This window comes from Vibrio algivorus (assembly GCF_030161215.1).
Taxonomy (GTDB): Bacteria; Pseudomonadota; Gammaproteobacteria; order Enterobacterales; family Vibrionaceae; genus Vibrio; species Vibrio algivorus.
Window position 1 is genome coordinate 441,879 of record NZ_BSPV01000009.1, and the last position, 16,908, is coordinate 458,786.

Consider the following 16,908-nt stretch of genomic DNA (forward strand, 5'->3'; position numbering starts at 1 on the left):
AAGATGCGAGTTTCAGCAAGAATAAAACAAGCTTTAGGCAAGGCAAATTGAATATGATCATAGTGATTCTATCTCTACTCAATTTAACGCGGCATAAAGCTTGTTTTAACTTGCCCTTCGGGAGCTTCATCCAAACCTTTATGCCGGGTCAGATTGGTTTGAAAGGTGCTTACATTCCTTCGCCAATCTTTCTTGCCTAAAGGTTTGGATGATAGCTCTGAATTCTGCATATTGAAGTCACTTGGGTATAAGGTGATATGAAAGGAATGTGACTTAGATTTATTTAATAAGCCATTACTGTCACCGAAAATGATAAACGCATTCAATGTCGTATAGGTCGAAATTTCACCGTTTAGTCACTGTATTGTCACAAAAAATAAGATCGGAATCACATATTGATGCATGAGATTTACTATTCACGAGCGTTTGTATGGCTTGTGTCTATTTTGGGTTTAAATTCTGTTTTTTCAGTGTATTTTGGTTTTTTGATGCGAGGTTTTTATGTTTTTTTAGTTTTTACCTCTGTATTTGTGCTTTTTATTACACTTTAGATGGCTGCTTTTCTTGTTCCTTTCTTTGGTTTTTTATTAGGCGGGGTTGTTTAAGTTGTTGTTTATTATTTGTTTTTATGTTTTTTGACTGGTAATTTACTTTTTTTTATTAAATTTGACACTTTCAGGGAACTTATTGCAATCTTTAGGTGCGAATCAGGTGTAGCGCTTGTTGGCTCGATGTTAACGAGCGATAAAATAAAAAAAGAAAGGAATCCCAAAGGGAATTTCAAATTAATAAAAGGCAGTGGATTATTATGAAAAAATCGCTTTTAGCTCTTGCTGTATCAGCAGCAGCATTCACAGGCGCAGCAAGTGCGGCTGAAATTCTAAAAACAGATGAAGCGTCAGTTGATTTTTATGGTCAATTACGTACCGAAATGCGTTTTTTAGATAAAGATGATTATAGTGCAGATCTTTCTACAGGCTCTTCGCGTGTAGGTGTAGATGCTAAATATAATGTAACAGATAGTTTTGGCGTTTTAGGTTTAGTCGAAGTTGGTGTTCCTTCAAATGATGATGGTAATGATGTTACAGTACGCCGCCACTTAATCGGTTTTGCTACAGATTTTGGTACTGTACAATTCGGCCGTGATTGGACTACTTCGGATGATCTAGGTGGTACAGATTATTCTTACTTCTTCGGTGGTACAGGTAACTTATACGGTCAGTTAAATGGCGCGCTTGCAGAGTCCCAAATTAAATACTCTCTTGATCTTGATAACTGGTGGGTTAAAGCAACTTATGGTTTAAATGATGACTCAACTAATCAAGATTTAGCTGAAGGTTTTGTGGGTGCATCTTTTGGTGCGTTTAGCTTCCATGCGGGTGGTGGTTACAACCGTAATCATGAGTATGGTGCTAGTGCAACAAGAAGTATTGATGTAAGCAGTACTTATTATGAAGCAACAGGTGTATTTGACGTTACTGATGCTTTACAATTAAGTGCTACATATTACGGTTCGCAAATCGATGTTGAAAATACTGACTTTGATGTTGACCAAAATGCAATTTCTGTTGGTGGTTACTGGACATTTGTTGAAAAGACCTCTTTGTACGCAGGCTATGAATATGTGAAACAAGATGCTGGTGACTACGGTGATGAAGATGGTAACAATGCCTTTGTTGGTGTTGAATACAAGTTTGCTAGCTGGGCTCGTGTATTTGCGGAAGTTGGTTATGCTGACGGTGCGACATTAGGTTTTGTTGATGAAAATGATAACCTTGTTGGGCCTACAACAGCAGATAGCGAAACAAACTTCGGCCTTGGTGCTCGCGTTTACTGGTAATCAAAGATTAAAGTTATGCTAATATCAAAGCTCGGTTTTTACCGGGCTTTTTTATTTTTTAAATAAGGGATGTATATGAGTAAGAAGTTTTTCTCTGCAGTAGGCTGCATTGCATTATTAGCGAGTCAATTGGTCCATGCTGAAGTTCAAATCCCAATTCCAGATAGTGTTAACCTACTGGTCGTTAATTCTCTCAAACCTAAAGTTGAAAAGGGCGGCTTGTTTGGAACTGATACTTTAATTTTGCCTGATGGTGAAAACCAAATTGTATTTAAGTTTCAACCCGGTGTAATGGAAAATGATACCTTACGTCGAGTATACAGTGATGTTATCGTTGCGAAGTTTACGGCTCAAGATGATGAATTGACATTTGTATTGCCAGAGTATCGAGATTTGAACCAAGCTCGTAATGAAATTAATGATTTTGAATGGTCTTTAGTCGATACTCAGGATAACGCTATTGATGTTAAAAAAGAGCCGTTATCAACGACAGGCGTTCAGCTTGGCCGCAACTTTATTGAAGATGTGATGGATTACAACATGCGAGGTGGTGTTGCAGCGATAACTACAGGATCTGTGGTAGCAAAGAGTTTACCAATGAATACTCAAACTAAGCCCGATAGTGAAAATATCTCTCAATTGAAAGCTTGGTACTTGAAAGCAAATGAGCAAGAACGAAAAGATTTTCAAATTTGGTTAATTGACCAAAAATAATAACCAAAATAGATGATGAAAGAAGCGGTCAGTGTGTCGCTTTTTTTCATTGAAAGCTCTGTGTAGTACTTTATTTTATGGGCAAACGGTTGCTATTCGGTGTCATATTGCTGCAATCTAATTTGATGGCTACAATTCAAATTCCTGTTCATAACCTACATAATCTCTATGAAATTCCCCGGCCAACGTAAATCTAAACACTATTTCCCTGTTGATGCTCGTGATCCGCTTGTCAGTCAAGCTCAAGAAAGTAAGCGAATGTCTCGTACTCATATTATCGGTATTGATCAAACTTTGGTTGATATAGAGGCGAAAGTAAGTGATGAGTTCATCGAAAAATATCAATTGAGCAAAGGGCACTCCTTAGTTATTGATGATGAAAAAGCAGAAGCATTATATAACGAATTAAAGGAATATGATCTCGTTACTGATGAATTTGCAGGTGGAACAATAGGGAATACATTACATAATTACTCCGTACTAGCTGATGATAAATCAACCTTATTAGGTGTGATGAGTAATAGTATTAAAATTGGCAGTTATGGATATCGCTACCTTTGTAATACTTCTAGCCGTATGGATTTAAATTATCTACAAGGCGTAGAAGGCCCAATTGGTCGTTGTTTTGCATTAATTAGTGAGAACGGTGAGCGAACCTTTGCAATTAATGAAGGAAAAATGAACCAGTTATTACCAACCAGTATCCCTGAGCATATTTTTGAAAATGCTTCAGCCTTAGTATTAACTGCCTATTTGGTACGTTGTAAAGCGGGTGATCCTATGCCTGATGCAACAATGAAAGCGATTGAATACGCAAAAAAATATGATGTTCCAGTGGTTCTTACTCTAGGAACTAAATATGTGATTCAAGATGATCCTGAATACTGGCGTAATTTTGTTGAGCAGAATGTTTCTGTTTTAGCAATGAATGAAGAAGAAGCTGAAGCTTTAACTGGAGAACATGACCCTTTATTAGCCTCAAATAAAGCGCTAGATTGGGTTGATTTAGTATTATGTACTGCAGGCCCTGTTGGATTATATATGGCTGGCTATACCGAAGAAGAAGCAAAGCGATCAACAAGTTTGCCTTTATTACCTGGCTCGATTGCTGAATTTAATCAGTATGAATTTAGTCGCCCAACGATTCGTTCTCAATGTAAATATCCAATTAAAGTGTACTCTCATATTGCACCTTATATGGGCGGTCCTGAGAAAATTAAGAATACTAATGGAGCCGGTGATGCGGCATTATCTGCGATATTGCATGATATGGCGGCTAATAAATATCATAAAGAAAATATCCCTAATTCAAGTAAACATGAATATCCATTTTTGACTTATTCATCTTTTTCCCAAGTATGCAAGTATGCTAATCGCGTAAGTTATGAAGTATTAGCACAACATTCGCCACGTTTATCTCGAGGCTTACCAGAGAAAGAAGATAGCTTGGAAGAAGCATACTGGGAAAGATAATACCAACTATACCCAAGTAACTTCAAGATGCGAGTTTCAGCAAGATTAAAACAAGTTTTAGGCAAGGCAAATTGAATATGATCATAGCTATTCTATCTCTATTTAATTTAACGCAGCATAAAGCTTGTTTTAGCTTGCCCTTCGGGAGCTTCATCCAAGCCTCTTCTTTTTTATAATAGAAAGGCTGCGTCATATTCGTTCGAAAGGTAATTACATTCCTGTACGAATCTTTCTTGTTTAAAGACTTGGATGACAGCTCTGAATTCTGCATCTTGAAGTCACTTGGGTATCAATGAATTAGATGACCAGAAATTGGGTATAGAAAGAGGCGAATAAAAAAGGGAGCTAAATGCTCCCTTTGTTGTTAATAATTAAATTATTATTTGATTAGGAAATCATCAATTGATTTACCTGCATCAAGAGCTTCTTGAATTGCAGAAGGCGTACGACCTTGGCCTGTCCAAGTCTTACGCTCACCATTTAAAGTATATTCATATTTTGCAGGGCGTGGCTGACGTTTTTTACGTGATTTAGATTTTGATTCACTGCCGCTCATTGCTGAGATAAGATCTTCTAAATCAATGCCGTCTTTTGCAATCATTGCCGCGTACTCGGCTAATTTAGCTTCACGTTCTGCTTGTTCAGCTAATTCTTTTTCTTCAGCTTCTTTTCTTTCTGCTACAACAGTAGTCAGTTTTTCTAGTAATTCTTCTACTTCCGCTAGGGTAAATTCGTCACGAGTGAAAGCACGAAGACTACGAATATTTAGTAACGCTGATTTTTTGATTTCTGACATGTTTGGATCCTATACAGTAGAATTGCTGAATTAAGTTTTATCTAAAATAAATATCCTTTCTAGATAAAGTTAAACTAATTTTATATAGCTTATCTTTTTTAGTCAAAAAATATATTTGTCTAAACAAAGAAATTTGAAGCCCATTTAATATTTATACTCAAATAACTGAGATATATACTATTACAAATAATATTGTTAATTTAGCTTTTGATTTAATATTTCATTTAATCGCTACAATTAAGTTTACTGGTTGTTTTTTGGTCGACATGGAAATGTTCGACTTTTGTCTTGCCATTTGATTTTTGATCATTACAATGAGCCGAATCTTGCTAGAACCCTTTGTAAATGTCCTGAAAAATGGTCATTTGTAAGGTGAATGTTTTAGTCTGATGTAGAGGCGCAATATTTATTAGTAATACGTTTTAGGGTGATGCCTTTGAGAGCGTATGAAAGGAAATATTGCCGAAGTAAGAGCTAATCAGTGCGTTTTGATTAGTTAGGCGTATCAGAGCCACTTGCTGGGGTTGCATTTAATAAGTGTAACACTGCCATAGTTTGCAGAGTGCTAATCTTAAAGATTGCATGCTGTGTTTTGTTACTATGGAGCGCTACTGTAGACACATGAAAGTGATTTGACTTTCAACGTTTATCAACAAGATGATTTATTGTTTTACGACTATACTCTTCAACAATATCCTTTCTGCAGTAGATCTCTAACCTATTTTGGTTTTTTTGATCATGAACTTAATCGATTTTACTTCTTCCGCCGCATCGTTGCTGCCTCCGGCAATTGCCTTAACGATGGCCATTCTGACCCGACGTGTTCTTTTATCACTTGGTTTTGGTATTTTGCTTGGTGCATTTTTGTTAGCTGATTTTTCGTTATCAGGTGCATTAAGCTATACCAGCTCTACCGTAGTTGGTGTATTTGTGAGTGATGGTGGATTGAACTGGGATAGCCTTTTTATCCTACTTTTCCTGGTTCTTCTTGGCATGATGACAGCCTTGTTAACGCTTTCAGGTGGTACTTATGCTTTTGCTGAATGGGCACAAAAGCGCATTAAAAGCAAAAGAGGGGCACAATTTCTTGCTGCTTGGTTAGGGGTATTTATCTTCATTGATGATTACTTCAATAGCTTAGCGGTTGGCGCAATTTCTCGCCCTGTGACTGATCGCTTTCAAGTTTCTCGTTCGAAGCTAGCTTACATTCTCGATTCTACTGCTGCACCTATGTGTGTGATTATGCCAGCGTCTAGCTGGGGTGCTTATATCATGACAGTAGTCAGCGGTATTTTAATTTCACATGGTATTACAGAATATTCGGCTTTAGGCGCATATATGCGTTTAGTCCCGATGAACTACTATGCGATTTTTGCTTTATTAATGGTATTTGCCATGATCTGGTTTGATCTTAATGTTGGCCCTATGCGTAGGCATGAGATTGCTGCAGGTCAAGGTAAAACGGATGATCGTGACGAGAATGCACCAGATTTAACAGAAGAGTCAGAAATTAAAGAAAGTAAAGAAGGGACGGTTTCTAACCTCATTCTTCCAATTGTTGCTTTAATTGTCGCGACCGTGTACTTCATGATTAGTTCAGGTGCAGATGCGTTAAGCGCTGATGGCCAAGCATTTAGCTTATTGAAAGCGTTTGAAAATACTAATGTTGGCCAGTCTTTATTCTATGGTGCGTTAGTTGGTTTGATTTGTGCTGTAGGAACAGTATTAAAACAAAAAATGCCAGCAAAAGATGTGTTAGTTACTTTATGGATTGGCGCTAAATCAATGTTCGGTGCGATTTTGATTTTAGCCTTTGCATGGGCTATCGGTGCGGTAATTAAAGATATGGGGACTGGGGCTTATTTATCGACACTAGTGGAAGGTAATATTGACGTACATTGGCTACCGGTACTATTGTTTTTACTTTCTGGTTTGATGGCATTTTCAACCGGAACGTCTTGGGGCACATTTGGCATCATGCTACCAATTGCAGGCGATCTTGCGGGTGCGACAGATTTAGCGCTTATGTTACCTATGTTGAGCGCAGTACTTGCTGGTTCTGTATTTGGTGACCACTGTTCTCCAATTTCAGATACTACAATTTTGTCATCGACAGGTGCTTGTTGTAACCATATTGATCATGTATCTACTCAGTTACCTTATGCATTGGCAACCGCGATAGTCTCATCTGTAGGTTTTATCGTTTTAGGCATGACAGATTCTTCTTTGATGGGCTTTGCTGCCGCAAGTGTGACGTTTGTGGTTTGCTGTGCAGTGATGTCGGTTATTTCTAAATCAAAAATGAAGAAAGCCATTATTTAAGTTCTGATTTTATTTAAGATATCAAAGGCTGAGTTAAAGAATAACTCAGCCTTTTTGTATATACCCAAGTAACTTCAAGATATTGAAAATTTCCGCTATCAAGCCTTTTCCTACGCAATTCCTGACCATCTAATTAATGTGATTGGTATGTCTTCAGAAGCAGAATTTACGTAGAGAAAAATAATTCAAATAAAGGCTTGAAAAAATATTCGAGCTTGGGTAGTGTGAAGTTATTGAAACTGATTGAGTAAACAGACACATGCGCACATTGAATATTAACATTCATCATCACCATCATCCTGTTATATCTTGCGGGTGAGTGTGTGCATCCGGAAGATACCTCTTCCGGACGTGAATCAGTAAAAAGATTCAAACCCTCGGAAGAGTTTTCTCTCCGGGGGTTTTTTCATTTAGGGACGTTAAAAATAACAAACCAAAAACACAGGGATAGAAATATGACAAATTCACGATTAAGAATTGCGATTCAAAAGAAAGGCCGCTTGAGTAAAGAATGCCAAGTTCTACTTAAAAAGTGTGGTGTTAAATTTAATATTGCTGGTGAAAGACTAGTAGTACACAGTGAAAATATGCCAATTGATTTGCTGTTAGTTCGTGATGATGACATTCCTGGCTTGATCATGGATGGGGTGGTTGACCTTGGCTTTATCGGTGAGAATGAATTAGAAGAAGTACGCCTAGATCGTAAAGCTGAAGGTTCACCATGTGAATTTAAAGCTCTACGCCGTCTAGATTTCGGTGGTTGCCGTTTATCTATCGCCATTAATAAAGATGAAACTTACAACGGCCCACAAGATTTAGCGGGTAAGCGTATCGCGACAACTTATCCACACTTATTAAAAAGCTATATGGATGAGCAAGGCATTAACTTCAGCACTTGTATGCTAACCGGGTCGGTTGAAGTTGCACCTCGTGCAGGACTTGCAGATGCAATTGCAGACTTGGTTTCAACCGGAGCGACTTTAGAAGCCAATGGATTAAAAGAAGCTGAAGTGATTTTCCGCTCGAAAGCGACGTTAATTCAACGTGTCGGTGAGTTTTCAGCTGAGCAAGATAATTTGATTGAAAAACTACTCACTCGTATGCAGGGTGTGATTCAAGCGAAAGAATCAAAATACATTATGCTACATGCTCCTTCCGATAAGCTTGAGCAAATTAAACAATTATTGCCGGGTGCTGAAGACCCTACAGTTCTGCCGTTATCTCAAGAAAAAAATCGTGTTGCAGTACACCTTGTTAGTACAGAAAACTTATTCTGGGAAACCATGGAAGGCTTGAAAGAACTTGGTGCAAGTTCGATCTTAGTGTTACCAATTGAAAAAATGATGGAGTAAGTAATATGAAAACCGTCGTTTGGCAATCATTAAGCGAAGAGCAACAAAATGCAGTACTTGAGCGCCCAGCAATTAGCGATGGTGCCAATATCACCTCAATTGTTTCTGATGTATTAAATCAAGTAAAACAAGATGGCGATACTGCAATCAAAGAGTTAACGGCTAAGTTCGATAGAGCGACGCCTGATTCTATTCGTGTATCGGAACAAGAAATTGATCAAGCGGCAGCACGCTTATCTGATGAAATGAAACAAGCGCTAGAACAAGCGCACAAGAACATTTCGGTATTTCACAAAGCGCAAAAAGCACAGCCATTGAGTGTCGAAACGCAACCAGGCGTAGTGTGTGAACTCGTGACTCGTTCTATCAACAAAGTTGGTTTATATATTCCGGGTGGCAGTGCGCCATTACCTTCTACGGTATTGATGCTAGGTGTTCCTGCACAAATTGCTGGCTGTAGGAAGGTGGTGCTATGTTCACCACCGCCGATTGCTGATGAAATTCTGTATGTAGCGAAATTGTGTAATATTGATGAAGTCTACAATGTTGGTGGTGCTCAAGCGGTTGCAGCAATGGCTTATGGTACTGAGACAGTTTCTAAAGTAGATAAAATCTTTGGCCCAGGTAATGCTTTTGTGACCGAAGCAAAACGTCAAGTAAGCAATGATTTCCGTGGTGCTGCTATAGATATGCCAGCAGGTCCTTCTGAAGTATTAGTGATTGCCGATGAAACTGCTGATGCTGATTTTGTGGCTGCGGATTTATTATCACAAGCCGAACACGGCCCAGATTCACAAGTCGTGCTATTAACGCCATCACCTATGATTGCTGATCAAGTAGCAGAAGCTGTACAGCAACAGCTTAAGTCTTTATCTCGCAGCGATATTGCAAAGAAAGCTTTAGGTTCAAGTTTGATTGTGATTACTGAATCTTTGACTCAATGCGTGTCGATTTCAAACTTCTATGGCCCAGAGCACTTGATTGTTCAGACGAAGAACCCTCGTGAATTATTGCCCTTACTTGATAATGCAGGCTCAATTTTCCTTGGTAAATGGTCACCTGAATCAGTAGGGGACTATGCCTCTGGTACTAACCACGTATTACCGACTTATGGTTACACTCGAACCTATTCAAGCCTAGGTTTAGCTGACTTCTCAAAACGTATGACAGTGCAAGAGTTATCCAAAGAGGGTTTGAAAGGCTTAGCTCAAACTGTCGTCACTATGGCAGAAGCGGAAGGGCTAGATGCACATAAACGTGCTGTGACGATCCGTATCGACAGTATTTGTAACGAACAGTTGAATCAGCAATAGGCAGGTAGAACATGGAAAAGTTAGCCCGTAAACAAGTTCAAGCTTTAACACCATACCTGTCGGCTCGCCGTATTGGTGGTAGTGGTGATGTTTGGTTAAATGCTAATGAGTCACCGTTTGATAATGAATACAAAACCAATTTTACTCGCTTAAATCGCTATAGTGAGTGCCAGCCTAAAGACTTGATTGAAGCTTACGCAAGCTATGCAGGAGTGTCAGCTGAGCAGGTCTTAACTTCTCGCGGTGCTGATGAAGGTATCGAGTTACTTATACGTGCTTTTTGCGAACCGAACCAAGATGCGATCCTTTATTGCCCACCGACTTATGGCATGTATGCAATTAGTGCAGAAACGATAGGTGTTGAACGTAAAATCGTACCTTTAACGCAAGAATGGCAGCTTGATTTAACGGCTATTCAAGCGCAGTTAGATAATGTTAAGTTGGTATTTGTCTGCAGTCCAAATAACCCAACAGGTAATCTGATCAAGCGAGAAGATATCGTTGCGTTGTTGGAAATGACACAAGACAAAGCCATTGTGGTGATGGATGAAGCCTATATTGATTTTTGCCCTGAAGCCTCAACAGTCGATTTACTTGAACAATATCCTAACCTAGCCATTTTACGAACCATGTCGAAAGCCTTTGCTCTTGCTGGATTACGTTGTGGTTTTACCTTAGCTAACGAAGAGTTAATCAATGTATTATTGAAAGTGATTGCTCCGTATCCTGTACCGATTCCAGTGGCTGAAATTGCTTGTCAGGCATTATCTGAAGCAGGGCTTGCGCGCATGAAATATCAAGTACTTGATCTTTCGGCTAACCGTGCTTATTTACAAGCGGGTTTATCAATGCTGCAAGGCGTGACAGTTTATGACGGTTGGGGTAACTATCTGCTTATTCAATTCCCAGAAGGTGATGCAATGTTTAAAGCTGCGTGGGATAACGGCATTATTTTACGTAACTCGCTAATTAAAGATTGCGTTCGAATCAGTATCGGTAATCGTGATGAATGCGAAAAAACCTTAAGCTTTATCCGTAATCAGATTAGTGCCATTGCGTAGCTTATTAACTTATATACCCAAGTAACTGGGTATAAATAACAGCATATAAAAAATTTGAGCCATCAAACTTAATTGGTGGCTGCTCTAAGAAAGGAAGTCAATGTGAGCCAAGCTAATAAAATTCTTTTTATCGACCGTGATGGGACCTTAATTGTTGAGCCGCCGGAAGATTTTCAAGTTGACCGTTTAGACAAGCTGAAATTCGAACCTAATGTCATTCCGGTATTATTAAAACTGCAAGATGCAGGTTATCGTTTAGTGATGGTAACCAACCAAGATGGTCTAGGTACCGATAGCTACCCTCAAGCTGATTTCGATGCCCCACATAATATGATGATGGATATCTTTTCATCACAAGGCGTTAAGTTTGATGATGTATTGATTTGCCCACACTTTGATGCTGATAACTGTACTTGTCGTAAACCGAAATTAGGTCTAGTCAAAGACTATCTACAGCAAGGTAGAGTCGACTTTAAAACGTCAGCAGTCATTGGCGATCGTGCAACCGATTTACAACTCGCAGAGAACATGGCGATCCGTGGTATTCAGTACAACCCTGAAACTATGAACTGGCTTGATATCTTAAAAGACCTAACAGTCAATGCTCGTACTGCCACCGTTGTTCGTACTACCAAAGAAACCGATATTCGTATTTCAGTTAATTTAGATGAACAAGGTGGCAACCAAATCTCAACCGGTATGGGCTTTTTTGATCACATGTTAGATCAAATCGCTACTCATGGCGGTTTTCAAATGAAAGTGGACGTTAAAGGTGATTTACACATTGATGATCACCACACCATTGAAGATACCGCTTTAGCACTTGGCCAAGCGTTAAAAGAAGCACTAGGTGATAAGCGTGGTATCGGTCGTTTTGGTTTTAGCTTGCCAATGGATGAATGTTTAGCGCAATGTGGTTTGGATTTGTCTGGCCGTCCTTACCTAAAGTTTGACGCTAAGTTCAGCCGTGAACAAGTAGGCGATTTATCCACTGAAATGGTGGTGCACTTCTTCCGTTCATTGACGGATACCCTGGCTTGTACGCTTCACTTATCTTCAACGGGTGATAACGATCACCACATTATCGAAAGCTTGTTTAAAGCCTTTGGACGCACTTTTCGCCAAGCGATAAAAGTGGAAGGTAATGAATTGCCAAGTAGTAAAGGAGTGCTGTAATGGGATCAACATCTATCACAAATGATGCTCAAAAAGTGGTGATTATTGATACCGGGTGCGCCAATGTTTCATCAGTCCGATTTGCCATTGAGCGCTTGGGTTATGCTGTCACAATTTCAAAAGATCCAGAAGTGGTGTTAGCCGCTGATAAACTCTTTCTACCGGGCGTTGGCACGGCTTCTGAGGCCATGAAAAACCTAGAAGAGCGTGACTTAATTACATTAGTTAAGAAGGTCGAAAAGCCATTGCTTGGAATTTGTCTTGGCATGCAATTGCTGGGCAAACTGTCTGAAGAAAAAGGTCAACAAGGTAAATCAGAAGTCAATTGCCTAGGTTTATGTAGTGGTGAAGTACGATTAATGGATACTGGTGATTTACCATTGCCTCATATGGGCTGGAACACAGTGCAACCACAAGAAGGCCACCCTTTGTTTAAAGATATTCCAGCAGACAGTTATTTCTACTTTGTACACAGTTATGCCATGCCAGTCGGTGAATATACCATTGCAAGTTGTGAATATGGCAATCCATTTACTGCCGCAGTACAAAGTGGCAACTATTATGGTGTGCAATTTCACCCAGAACGTTCTTCGAAAGCGGGCGCAAAGTTGATTCAAAACTTTCTTGAGCTAAACGTGTAAGCACGAAACGTATAAAAGGAAAAGATAGGATGATAATTCCTGCATTAGATTTAATTGATGGACAAGTCGTACGTTTATTTCAAGGCGACTATGGGCAAAAAACCGAATACAAAGTGGATCCTGTTGAACAATTTAACCTTTATCATCAAGCTGGTGCCGATTGGTTACACTTGGTGGATTTAACGGGTGCAAAAGATACTTCAGCGCGTCAACTAGACTTGATTGCTAAATTGCTTGCAGGCACACCCGCTAATATCCAAATTGGCGGTGGTGTACGAACTGAACAAGATGTGATTGATCTACTTGAAGCAGGTGCACAGCGTGTGGTGGTCGGTTCAACTGCGGTTAAACAACCAGAACTTGTGAAAGGTTGGATGGAAAAATACGGTGCTGAAAAAATTGTTTTGGCATTAGATATCAATATTGATGAGCAAGGCGTACGTCGTGTGGCGATTTCTGGTTGGCAAGAAGACTCAGGTGTGACGATTGAAGCCCTCATTGATGATTATCTAACCGTTGGCTTAAAACACGTGTTATGTACCGACATCTCCCGTGATGGCACTTTAGCGGGATCTAACGTTGAGCTGTATATCGATTTATGTAAACAGTACCCACAAGTGCAATTTCAATCTTCTGGTGGCATTGGTAGCCTAGAGGATATCGCTGCACTTAAAGGGACAGGGGTTGCGGGTGTTATCGTCGGTCGAGCACTCCTGGATGGTAAGTTTACCGCAGAGGAGGCATTCTCATGTTGGCAAAGCGAATAATTCCGTGTCTTGATGTTAGAGATGGCCAAGTCGTTAAAGGCGTGCAATTCCGTAACCATGAAATTATCGGTGACATCGTACCGTTAGCTCAGCGTTATGCGGAAGAAGGCGCTGATGAGCTGGTGTTTTATGATATTACTGCTTCTAGTGATGGTCGTGTGGTCGACAAAAGTTGGGTTGCTCGCGTAGCTGAGGTGATTGATATTCCGTTCTGTGTTGCTGGTGGGATTAAATCTGCGGAAGATGCCGCGCGGATTCTCGAGTTTGGTGCGGATAAAGTGTCTATCAACTCTCCAGCCTTAGCGAATCCTGAATTGATCACTGAATTGGCAGATAAATTTGGTGTGCAATGTATTGTGGTAGGTATTGATTCATACTACGACAAAGAAACAGGAAAATACCAAGTTTACCAATTTACAGGTGATGAAGAACGCACGAAAGCCACTAAGTGGGAAACCCGTGATTGGGTGCAAGAAGTGCAAAAGCGTGGTGCGGGTGAAATTGTATTAAATATGATGAACCAAGATGGTGTGCGTAATGGTTACGATATCGATCAATTGAACATGGTACGTGAAGTGTGTCAGGTGCCTTTGATTGCTTCTGGTGGTGCGGGCGCCATGGAGCACTTTGCTGAAGCTTATCAAAAAACGAATGTTGATGGTGCGTTAGCTGCATCAGTTTTTCACAAACAAGTGATCAACATTGGTGAACTAAAACAATACTTAAAACAACAAGGCGTGGAGATACGTTTATGAGTGAAGCATTAACAGAACAAACCACGTTTAACGCGTCAGAGATACAAGCTATTTCAGCGCGTATTGATTGGGAAAAAGTCGATGGTTTAGTACCTGTCATTATTCAAGATTACCGATCAAGCCAAGTACTAATGATGGGCTACATGAATAGCGATGCATTGCAAAAAACCGCCGATACTGGTTTAGTGACCTTCTATTCTCGTACCAAACAACGTCTTTGGACCAAAGGTGAAGAATCAGGAAACAGCCTAGGTTTAGTAAATCTTGCGCTAGATTGTGACAACGATACTTTACTTGCTAAGGTGAATCCCATTGGTCCTACTTGCCATACCGGTACCACCACCTGTTTTGATGGTGATCAACAAGAAGAATCCCAGTTGGTGTGGCTTCATCAACTTGAGCAACTACTGGCTGCCCGCAAGAGTGCCGACCCAGAGTCTTCCTACACTGCAAGTCTCTATGCTCGTGGCACGAAACGCATATCGCAGAAAGTGGGCGAAGAGGGCGTTGAAGTCGCGCTTGCGGCAACGTCGGGTGACAAAGCGGAATTGATTTGTGAGTCAGCAGATTTGATCTACCACTTGTTTGTACTGCTGCAAGACCAAGGTCTATCGTTTGATGATGTCATTAATAAGTTGAAAGAACGTCATAAGTAATTCTCATTAAGAGACTTGAAATGAAAGGCTAGGTATTTTTACCTAGCCTTTTTTGTGTTTGGTGACTTTTAAATTAATTACTTTATATACCCAAGTAACTTCAAGATGCGAGTTTCAGCAAGAATAAAACAAGCTTTAGGCAAGGCAAATTGAATATGATCATAGTTATTCTATCTCTATTTAATTTAACGCCGCATAAAGCTTGTTTTAACTTGCCCTTCGGGAGCTTCATTCAAACCTTTATGCCGTGTCAGATTGATTTGAAAGGTGCCTACATTCCTTCGTCAATCTTCCTTGCTTAAAGGTTTGGATGATAGCTCTGAATTCTGCATCTTGAAGTCACTTGGGTATATATCAATCAAATATAATATTTACTATACAATTGTGTAGTATTTTCTTGTCAAAGTAGTAAGTAATGCTTACTATATTTAGGTGTTCACACTTTGTATTTTTTATTTAAAACCAAAGTGACTCTCTCTAGCTGTTTTCATAAGGCTCTTATTGAAGGTTTTTCATGACTAAAACACCTGTTGGTTACCTACTGTCTGATGTATCACGTCTGGTTCGCAAAAAATTTCAGAATGATCCTGAGATAGGTTGTATTACTTTGGCGCAAGCAAAAGCATTAAACATCATTGCTCGCAACGAAGGCATTAAACAGGTTGAGTTAGCAGAATTATTAGAAATAAAACCAATGACAGTAGCAAGAGTGATTGATCAACTCGTTGCAGAAGGGCTAGTTAAACGCTGTGCTAGTCCTTCTGATCGACGAGCTCATTTGATTTACTTATTACCGGAAGCTAAATCACGTCTCAATATTGTGAGTAGTGTGGGTAATAAAGTATGGGAGTCAGGATTAGCAGGTCTAACCGAGCAGCAACGTGATCAATTTATTGCCACACTTGAGCACATCCACCGAAACTTATCAGACAATTAAAAATTTACTTTAGGTAATAATATGGCTAACGCACCAACTCAATCTATGGAAGAGGAATTACCTCAACCATCGCCTAAAAAATCAAAGTTTAAGTCTAAGCGCTTTTTACTTTTATTTGTTGTTCCACTGATCTTAATTGCTGGCAGTATCGTACTTTACCTGCATGGCGGTCGCTATGTAGAAACGGAAAATGCTTATGTAAAAGCCGATAAAACACCAATTAATGCTGAAGTGGCTGGCCGTGTAATTAACGTTCCAGTTGAAGAAAATCAGCATGTTAAAAAAGGCGACTTACTAGTACAGATCGATCCTACCCCTTATGAATATGCAGTTGATCGAGCTAAAGCCAACCTTGCTGATGTACGAACCGAATTGGAAACCTTAAAAGCAGAGTATCAAAGCAAATTAGCGAATATTGATGTGGCGCAAAGCCAACTAGATTACGCGCGCATTGAAGAAAAGCGTCAATATAACTTGCGTCAAAAAAATTATTCTTCTGAAGCAGATTATGATTCAGCGAGACAGAAAACCTTATTATTTGAACTACAAATAAACGCTTTACAAAAATCACTAAAACAAGTCGCTGAAAGCCTTGGTGGTGATCCAGAAGCACCAACTGAATTGCATCCTAAATATCAATTGGCATTAGCTGAACTTGATCAGGCAAAAAACGATTTAGAGCACGTTAATGTTTATGCACCAAATGATGGTGTAGTTTCTAAAGTATTAGAAGATGGACAATATATTACGTCGAATAGCACTACGATGTTGTTAGTGGCGGATAAGAACTTGTGGATCGAAGCTAACTTTACTGAAAAAGAAATGACTAATATCAAAGTCGGTCAAGAAGTGGATATCGAGATTGATTATGCTCCTGACCATCAATGGAAAGGACATGTAACAAGTATTAGCCCTGCAACAGGTTCTGAGTACTCAGTGATTCCAGCACAAAATGCAACGGGTAACTGGGTTAAAGTGACGCAACGCTTGCCGATTCGTATTTCAATTGAAGAAAAAGAAAATATGCCAACATTACGTGCCGGTTTAAGTGCCATTGTGACCGTTGATACTAAGCATACCCGTAATTTGTCATTTTAAGGCTAGG

At 39.6% G+C, this 16,908-nt stretch carries 17 protein-coding genes, 1 riboswitch and 1 other annotated feature; of the genes, 16 read left to right on the forward strand and 1 reads right to left on the reverse strand.

The window, feature by feature from the left end; all coding sequences use genetic code 11:
* Positions 1 to 53: 53 nt before the first annotated feature.
* The 4 genes from QQJ93_RS14365 (at position 54) to QQJ93_RS14380 (ending at position 4,027) form a co-directional block, all read left to right on the forward strand.
* Positions 54 to 200, forward strand: coding sequence for a hypothetical protein (locus tag QQJ93_RS14365; protein ID WP_284186104.1), 147 nt, complete (start codon positions 54 to 56; stop codon positions 198 to 200).
* 608 nt (positions 201 to 808) lie between these two features.
* Positions 809 to 1,840 carry a porin gene (locus tag QQJ93_RS14370; protein WP_089123159.1) on the forward strand — a complete coding sequence of 344 codons (1,032 nt, stop codon included), beginning with the start codon at positions 809 to 811 and terminating at the stop codon, positions 1,838 to 1,840.
* A gap of 75 nt (positions 1,841 to 1,915) precedes the next feature.
* Entirely contained in the window at positions 1,916 to 2,554 is a 639-nt protein-coding gene (locus QQJ93_RS14375) for a DUF2057 family protein (RefSeq protein ID WP_160117481.1), read from the forward strand.
* A gap of 168 nt (positions 2,555 to 2,722) precedes the next feature.
* Positions 2,723 to 4,027: an inosine/guanosine kinase gene (locus QQJ93_RS14380; RefSeq protein ID WP_089123157.1), complete on the forward strand. Its 1,305-nt coding sequence runs from the start codon at positions 2,723 to 2,725 to the stop codon at positions 4,025 to 4,027.
* A 379-nt stretch (positions 4,028 to 4,406) separates the two neighbouring features.
* On the opposite strand, the gene QQJ93_RS14385 is transcribed toward QQJ93_RS14380, so the two are convergent.
* On the reverse strand, positions 4,407 to 4,823 hold the full coding sequence (locus QQJ93_RS14385) for an H-NS family histone-like protein (RefSeq protein WP_089123156.1): 417 nt from the start codon (positions 4,821 to 4,823) through the stop codon (positions 4,407 to 4,409).
* A 384-nt stretch (positions 4,824 to 5,207) separates the two neighbouring features.
* Positions 5,208 to 5,442, forward strand: a riboswitch (Lysine riboswitch).
* A gap of 119 nt (positions 5,443 to 5,561) precedes the next feature.
* Between QQJ93_RS14385 and QQJ93_RS14390 the strand changes: the two genes are divergently transcribed.
* The 12 genes from QQJ93_RS14390 (at position 5,562) to QQJ93_RS14445 (ending at position 16,901) form a co-directional block, all read left to right on the forward strand.
* A complete protein-coding gene (locus QQJ93_RS14390) occupies positions 5,562 to 7,145 on the forward strand; it encodes a Na+/H+ antiporter NhaC family protein (RefSeq protein WP_089123155.1) in 1,584 nt (527 codons plus the stop codon).
* Positions 7,146 to 7,427: 282 nt separating this feature from the next.
* Positions 7,428 to 7,555: a sequence feature (His leader region), on the forward strand.
* A gap of 45 nt (positions 7,556 to 7,600) precedes the next feature.
* Positions 7,601 to 8,497: an ATP phosphoribosyltransferase gene (gene hisG / locus QQJ93_RS14395; RefSeq protein WP_089123154.1), complete on the forward strand. Its 897-nt coding sequence runs from the start codon at positions 7,601 to 7,603 to the stop codon at positions 8,495 to 8,497.
* Positions 8,498 to 8,502: 5 nt separating this feature from the next.
* Complete coding sequence (gene hisD, locus QQJ93_RS14400; protein ID WP_089123153.1) at positions 8,503 to 9,810, forward strand: histidinol dehydrogenase; 1,308 nt, start codon at positions 8,503 to 8,505, stop codon at positions 9,808 to 9,810.
* Between the two features lie 11 nt (positions 9,811 to 9,821).
* Complete coding sequence (gene hisC / locus QQJ93_RS14405) at positions 9,822 to 10,871, forward strand: histidinol-phosphate transaminase (protein ID WP_089123152.1); 1,050 nt, start codon at positions 9,822 to 9,824, stop codon at positions 10,869 to 10,871.
* A gap of 102 nt (positions 10,872 to 10,973) precedes the next feature.
* Positions 10,974 to 12,047 (forward strand): bifunctional histidinol-phosphatase/imidazoleglycerol-phosphate dehydratase HisB, encoded by a 1,074-nt coding sequence (hisB, locus tag QQJ93_RS14410; RefSeq protein ID WP_089123151.1) that lies wholly within the window; start codon positions 10,974 to 10,976, stop codon positions 12,045 to 12,047.
* Positions 12,047 to 12,688: an imidazole glycerol phosphate synthase subunit HisH gene (gene hisH / locus QQJ93_RS14415; RefSeq protein ID WP_089123150.1), complete on the forward strand. Its 642-nt coding sequence runs from the start codon at positions 12,047 to 12,049 to the stop codon at positions 12,686 to 12,688. The genes hisB and hisH overlap by 1 nt, the downstream gene beginning before the upstream one ends.
* Positions 12,689 to 12,717: 29 nt before the next feature.
* On the forward strand, positions 12,718 to 13,455 hold the full coding sequence (gene hisA / locus QQJ93_RS14420; RefSeq protein WP_089123149.1) for a 1-(5-phosphoribosyl)-5-[(5-phosphoribosylamino)methylideneamino]imidazole-4-carboxamide isomerase: 738 nt from the start codon (positions 12,718 to 12,720) through the stop codon (positions 13,453 to 13,455).
* The gene (gene hisF, locus QQJ93_RS14425) at positions 13,437 to 14,210 is read left to right on the forward strand and encodes an imidazole glycerol phosphate synthase subunit HisF (RefSeq protein WP_089123148.1); all 774 of its coding nucleotides are present in this window, start codon (positions 13,437 to 13,439) and stop codon (positions 14,208 to 14,210) included. Before hisA ends, hisF begins: the two co-directional genes overlap by 19 nt.
* Positions 14,207 to 14,866 (forward strand): bifunctional phosphoribosyl-AMP cyclohydrolase/phosphoribosyl-ATP diphosphatase HisIE, encoded by a 660-nt coding sequence (gene hisIE, locus QQJ93_RS14430; protein ID WP_089123147.1) that lies wholly within the window; start codon positions 14,207 to 14,209, stop codon positions 14,864 to 14,866. The genes hisF and hisIE overlap by 4 nt, the downstream gene beginning before the upstream one ends.
* 155 nt (positions 14,867 to 15,021) lie before the next feature.
* The gene (locus QQJ93_RS14435) at positions 15,022 to 15,168 is read left to right on the forward strand and encodes a hypothetical protein (RefSeq protein ID WP_284186105.1); all 147 of its coding nucleotides are present in this window, start codon (positions 15,022 to 15,024) and stop codon (positions 15,166 to 15,168) included.
* Positions 15,169 to 15,380: 212 nt separating this feature from the next.
* Positions 15,381 to 15,803 (forward strand): MarR family winged helix-turn-helix transcriptional regulator, encoded by a 423-nt coding sequence (locus QQJ93_RS14440; RefSeq protein ID WP_089123146.1) that lies wholly within the window; start codon positions 15,381 to 15,383, stop codon positions 15,801 to 15,803.
* Positions 15,804 to 15,824: 21 nt separating this feature from the next.
* Positions 15,825 to 16,901, forward strand: a complete 1,077-nt coding sequence (locus QQJ93_RS14445; protein WP_284186106.1) for an HlyD family secretion protein — start codon at positions 15,825 to 15,827, stop codon at positions 16,899 to 16,901.
* Positions 16,902 to 16,908 lie beyond the last annotated feature (7 nt).

Coding starts and splice junctions, on each gene's coding strand:
- QQJ93_RS14390 (WP_089123155.1), top strand. CDS start 5,562: ATGAACTTAATCGATTTTACTTCTTCCGCCGCATCGTTGCTGCCTCCG.
- QQJ93_RS14380 (WP_089123157.1), top strand. CDS start 2,723: ATGAAATTCCCCGGCCAACGTAAATCTAAACACTATTTCCCTGTTGAT.
- hisD (WP_089123153.1), top strand. CDS start 8,503: ATGAAAACCGTCGTTTGGCAATCATTAAGCGAAGAGCAACAAAATGCA.
- QQJ93_RS14435 (WP_284186105.1), top strand. CDS start 15,022: ATGATCATAGTTATTCTATCTCTATTTAATTTAACGCCGCATAAAGCT.
- hisA (WP_089123149.1), top strand. CDS start 12,718: ATGATAATTCCTGCATTAGATTTAATTGATGGACAAGTCGTACGTTTA.
- hisG (WP_089123154.1), top strand. CDS start 7,601: ATGACAAATTCACGATTAAGAATTGCGATTCAAAAGAAAGGCCGCTTG.
- hisC (WP_089123152.1), top strand. CDS start 9,822: ATGGAAAAGTTAGCCCGTAAACAAGTTCAAGCTTTAACACCATACCTG.
- QQJ93_RS14365 (WP_284186104.1), top strand. CDS start 54: ATGATCATAGTGATTCTATCTCTACTCAATTTAACGCGGCATAAAGCT.
- hisF (WP_089123148.1), top strand. CDS start 13,437: ATGTTGGCAAAGCGAATAATTCCGTGTCTTGATGTTAGAGATGGCCAA.
- QQJ93_RS14440 (WP_089123146.1), top strand. CDS start 15,381: ATGACTAAAACACCTGTTGGTTACCTACTGTCTGATGTATCACGTCTG.
- hisIE (WP_089123147.1), top strand. CDS start 14,207: ATGAGTGAAGCATTAACAGAACAAACCACGTTTAACGCGTCAGAGATA.
- QQJ93_RS14385 (WP_089123156.1), bottom strand. CDS start 4,823: ATGTCAGAAATCAAAAAATCAGCGTTACTAAATATTCGTAGTCTTCGT.
- QQJ93_RS14370 (WP_089123159.1), top strand. CDS start 809: ATGAAAAAATCGCTTTTAGCTCTTGCTGTATCAGCAGCAGCATTCACA.
- QQJ93_RS14375 (WP_160117481.1), top strand. CDS start 1,916: ATGAGTAAGAAGTTTTTCTCTGCAGTAGGCTGCATTGCATTATTAGCG.
- hisH (WP_089123150.1), top strand. CDS start 12,047: ATGGGATCAACATCTATCACAAATGATGCTCAAAAAGTGGTGATTATT.
- QQJ93_RS14445 (WP_284186106.1), top strand. CDS start 15,825: ATGGCTAACGCACCAACTCAATCTATGGAAGAGGAATTACCTCAACCA.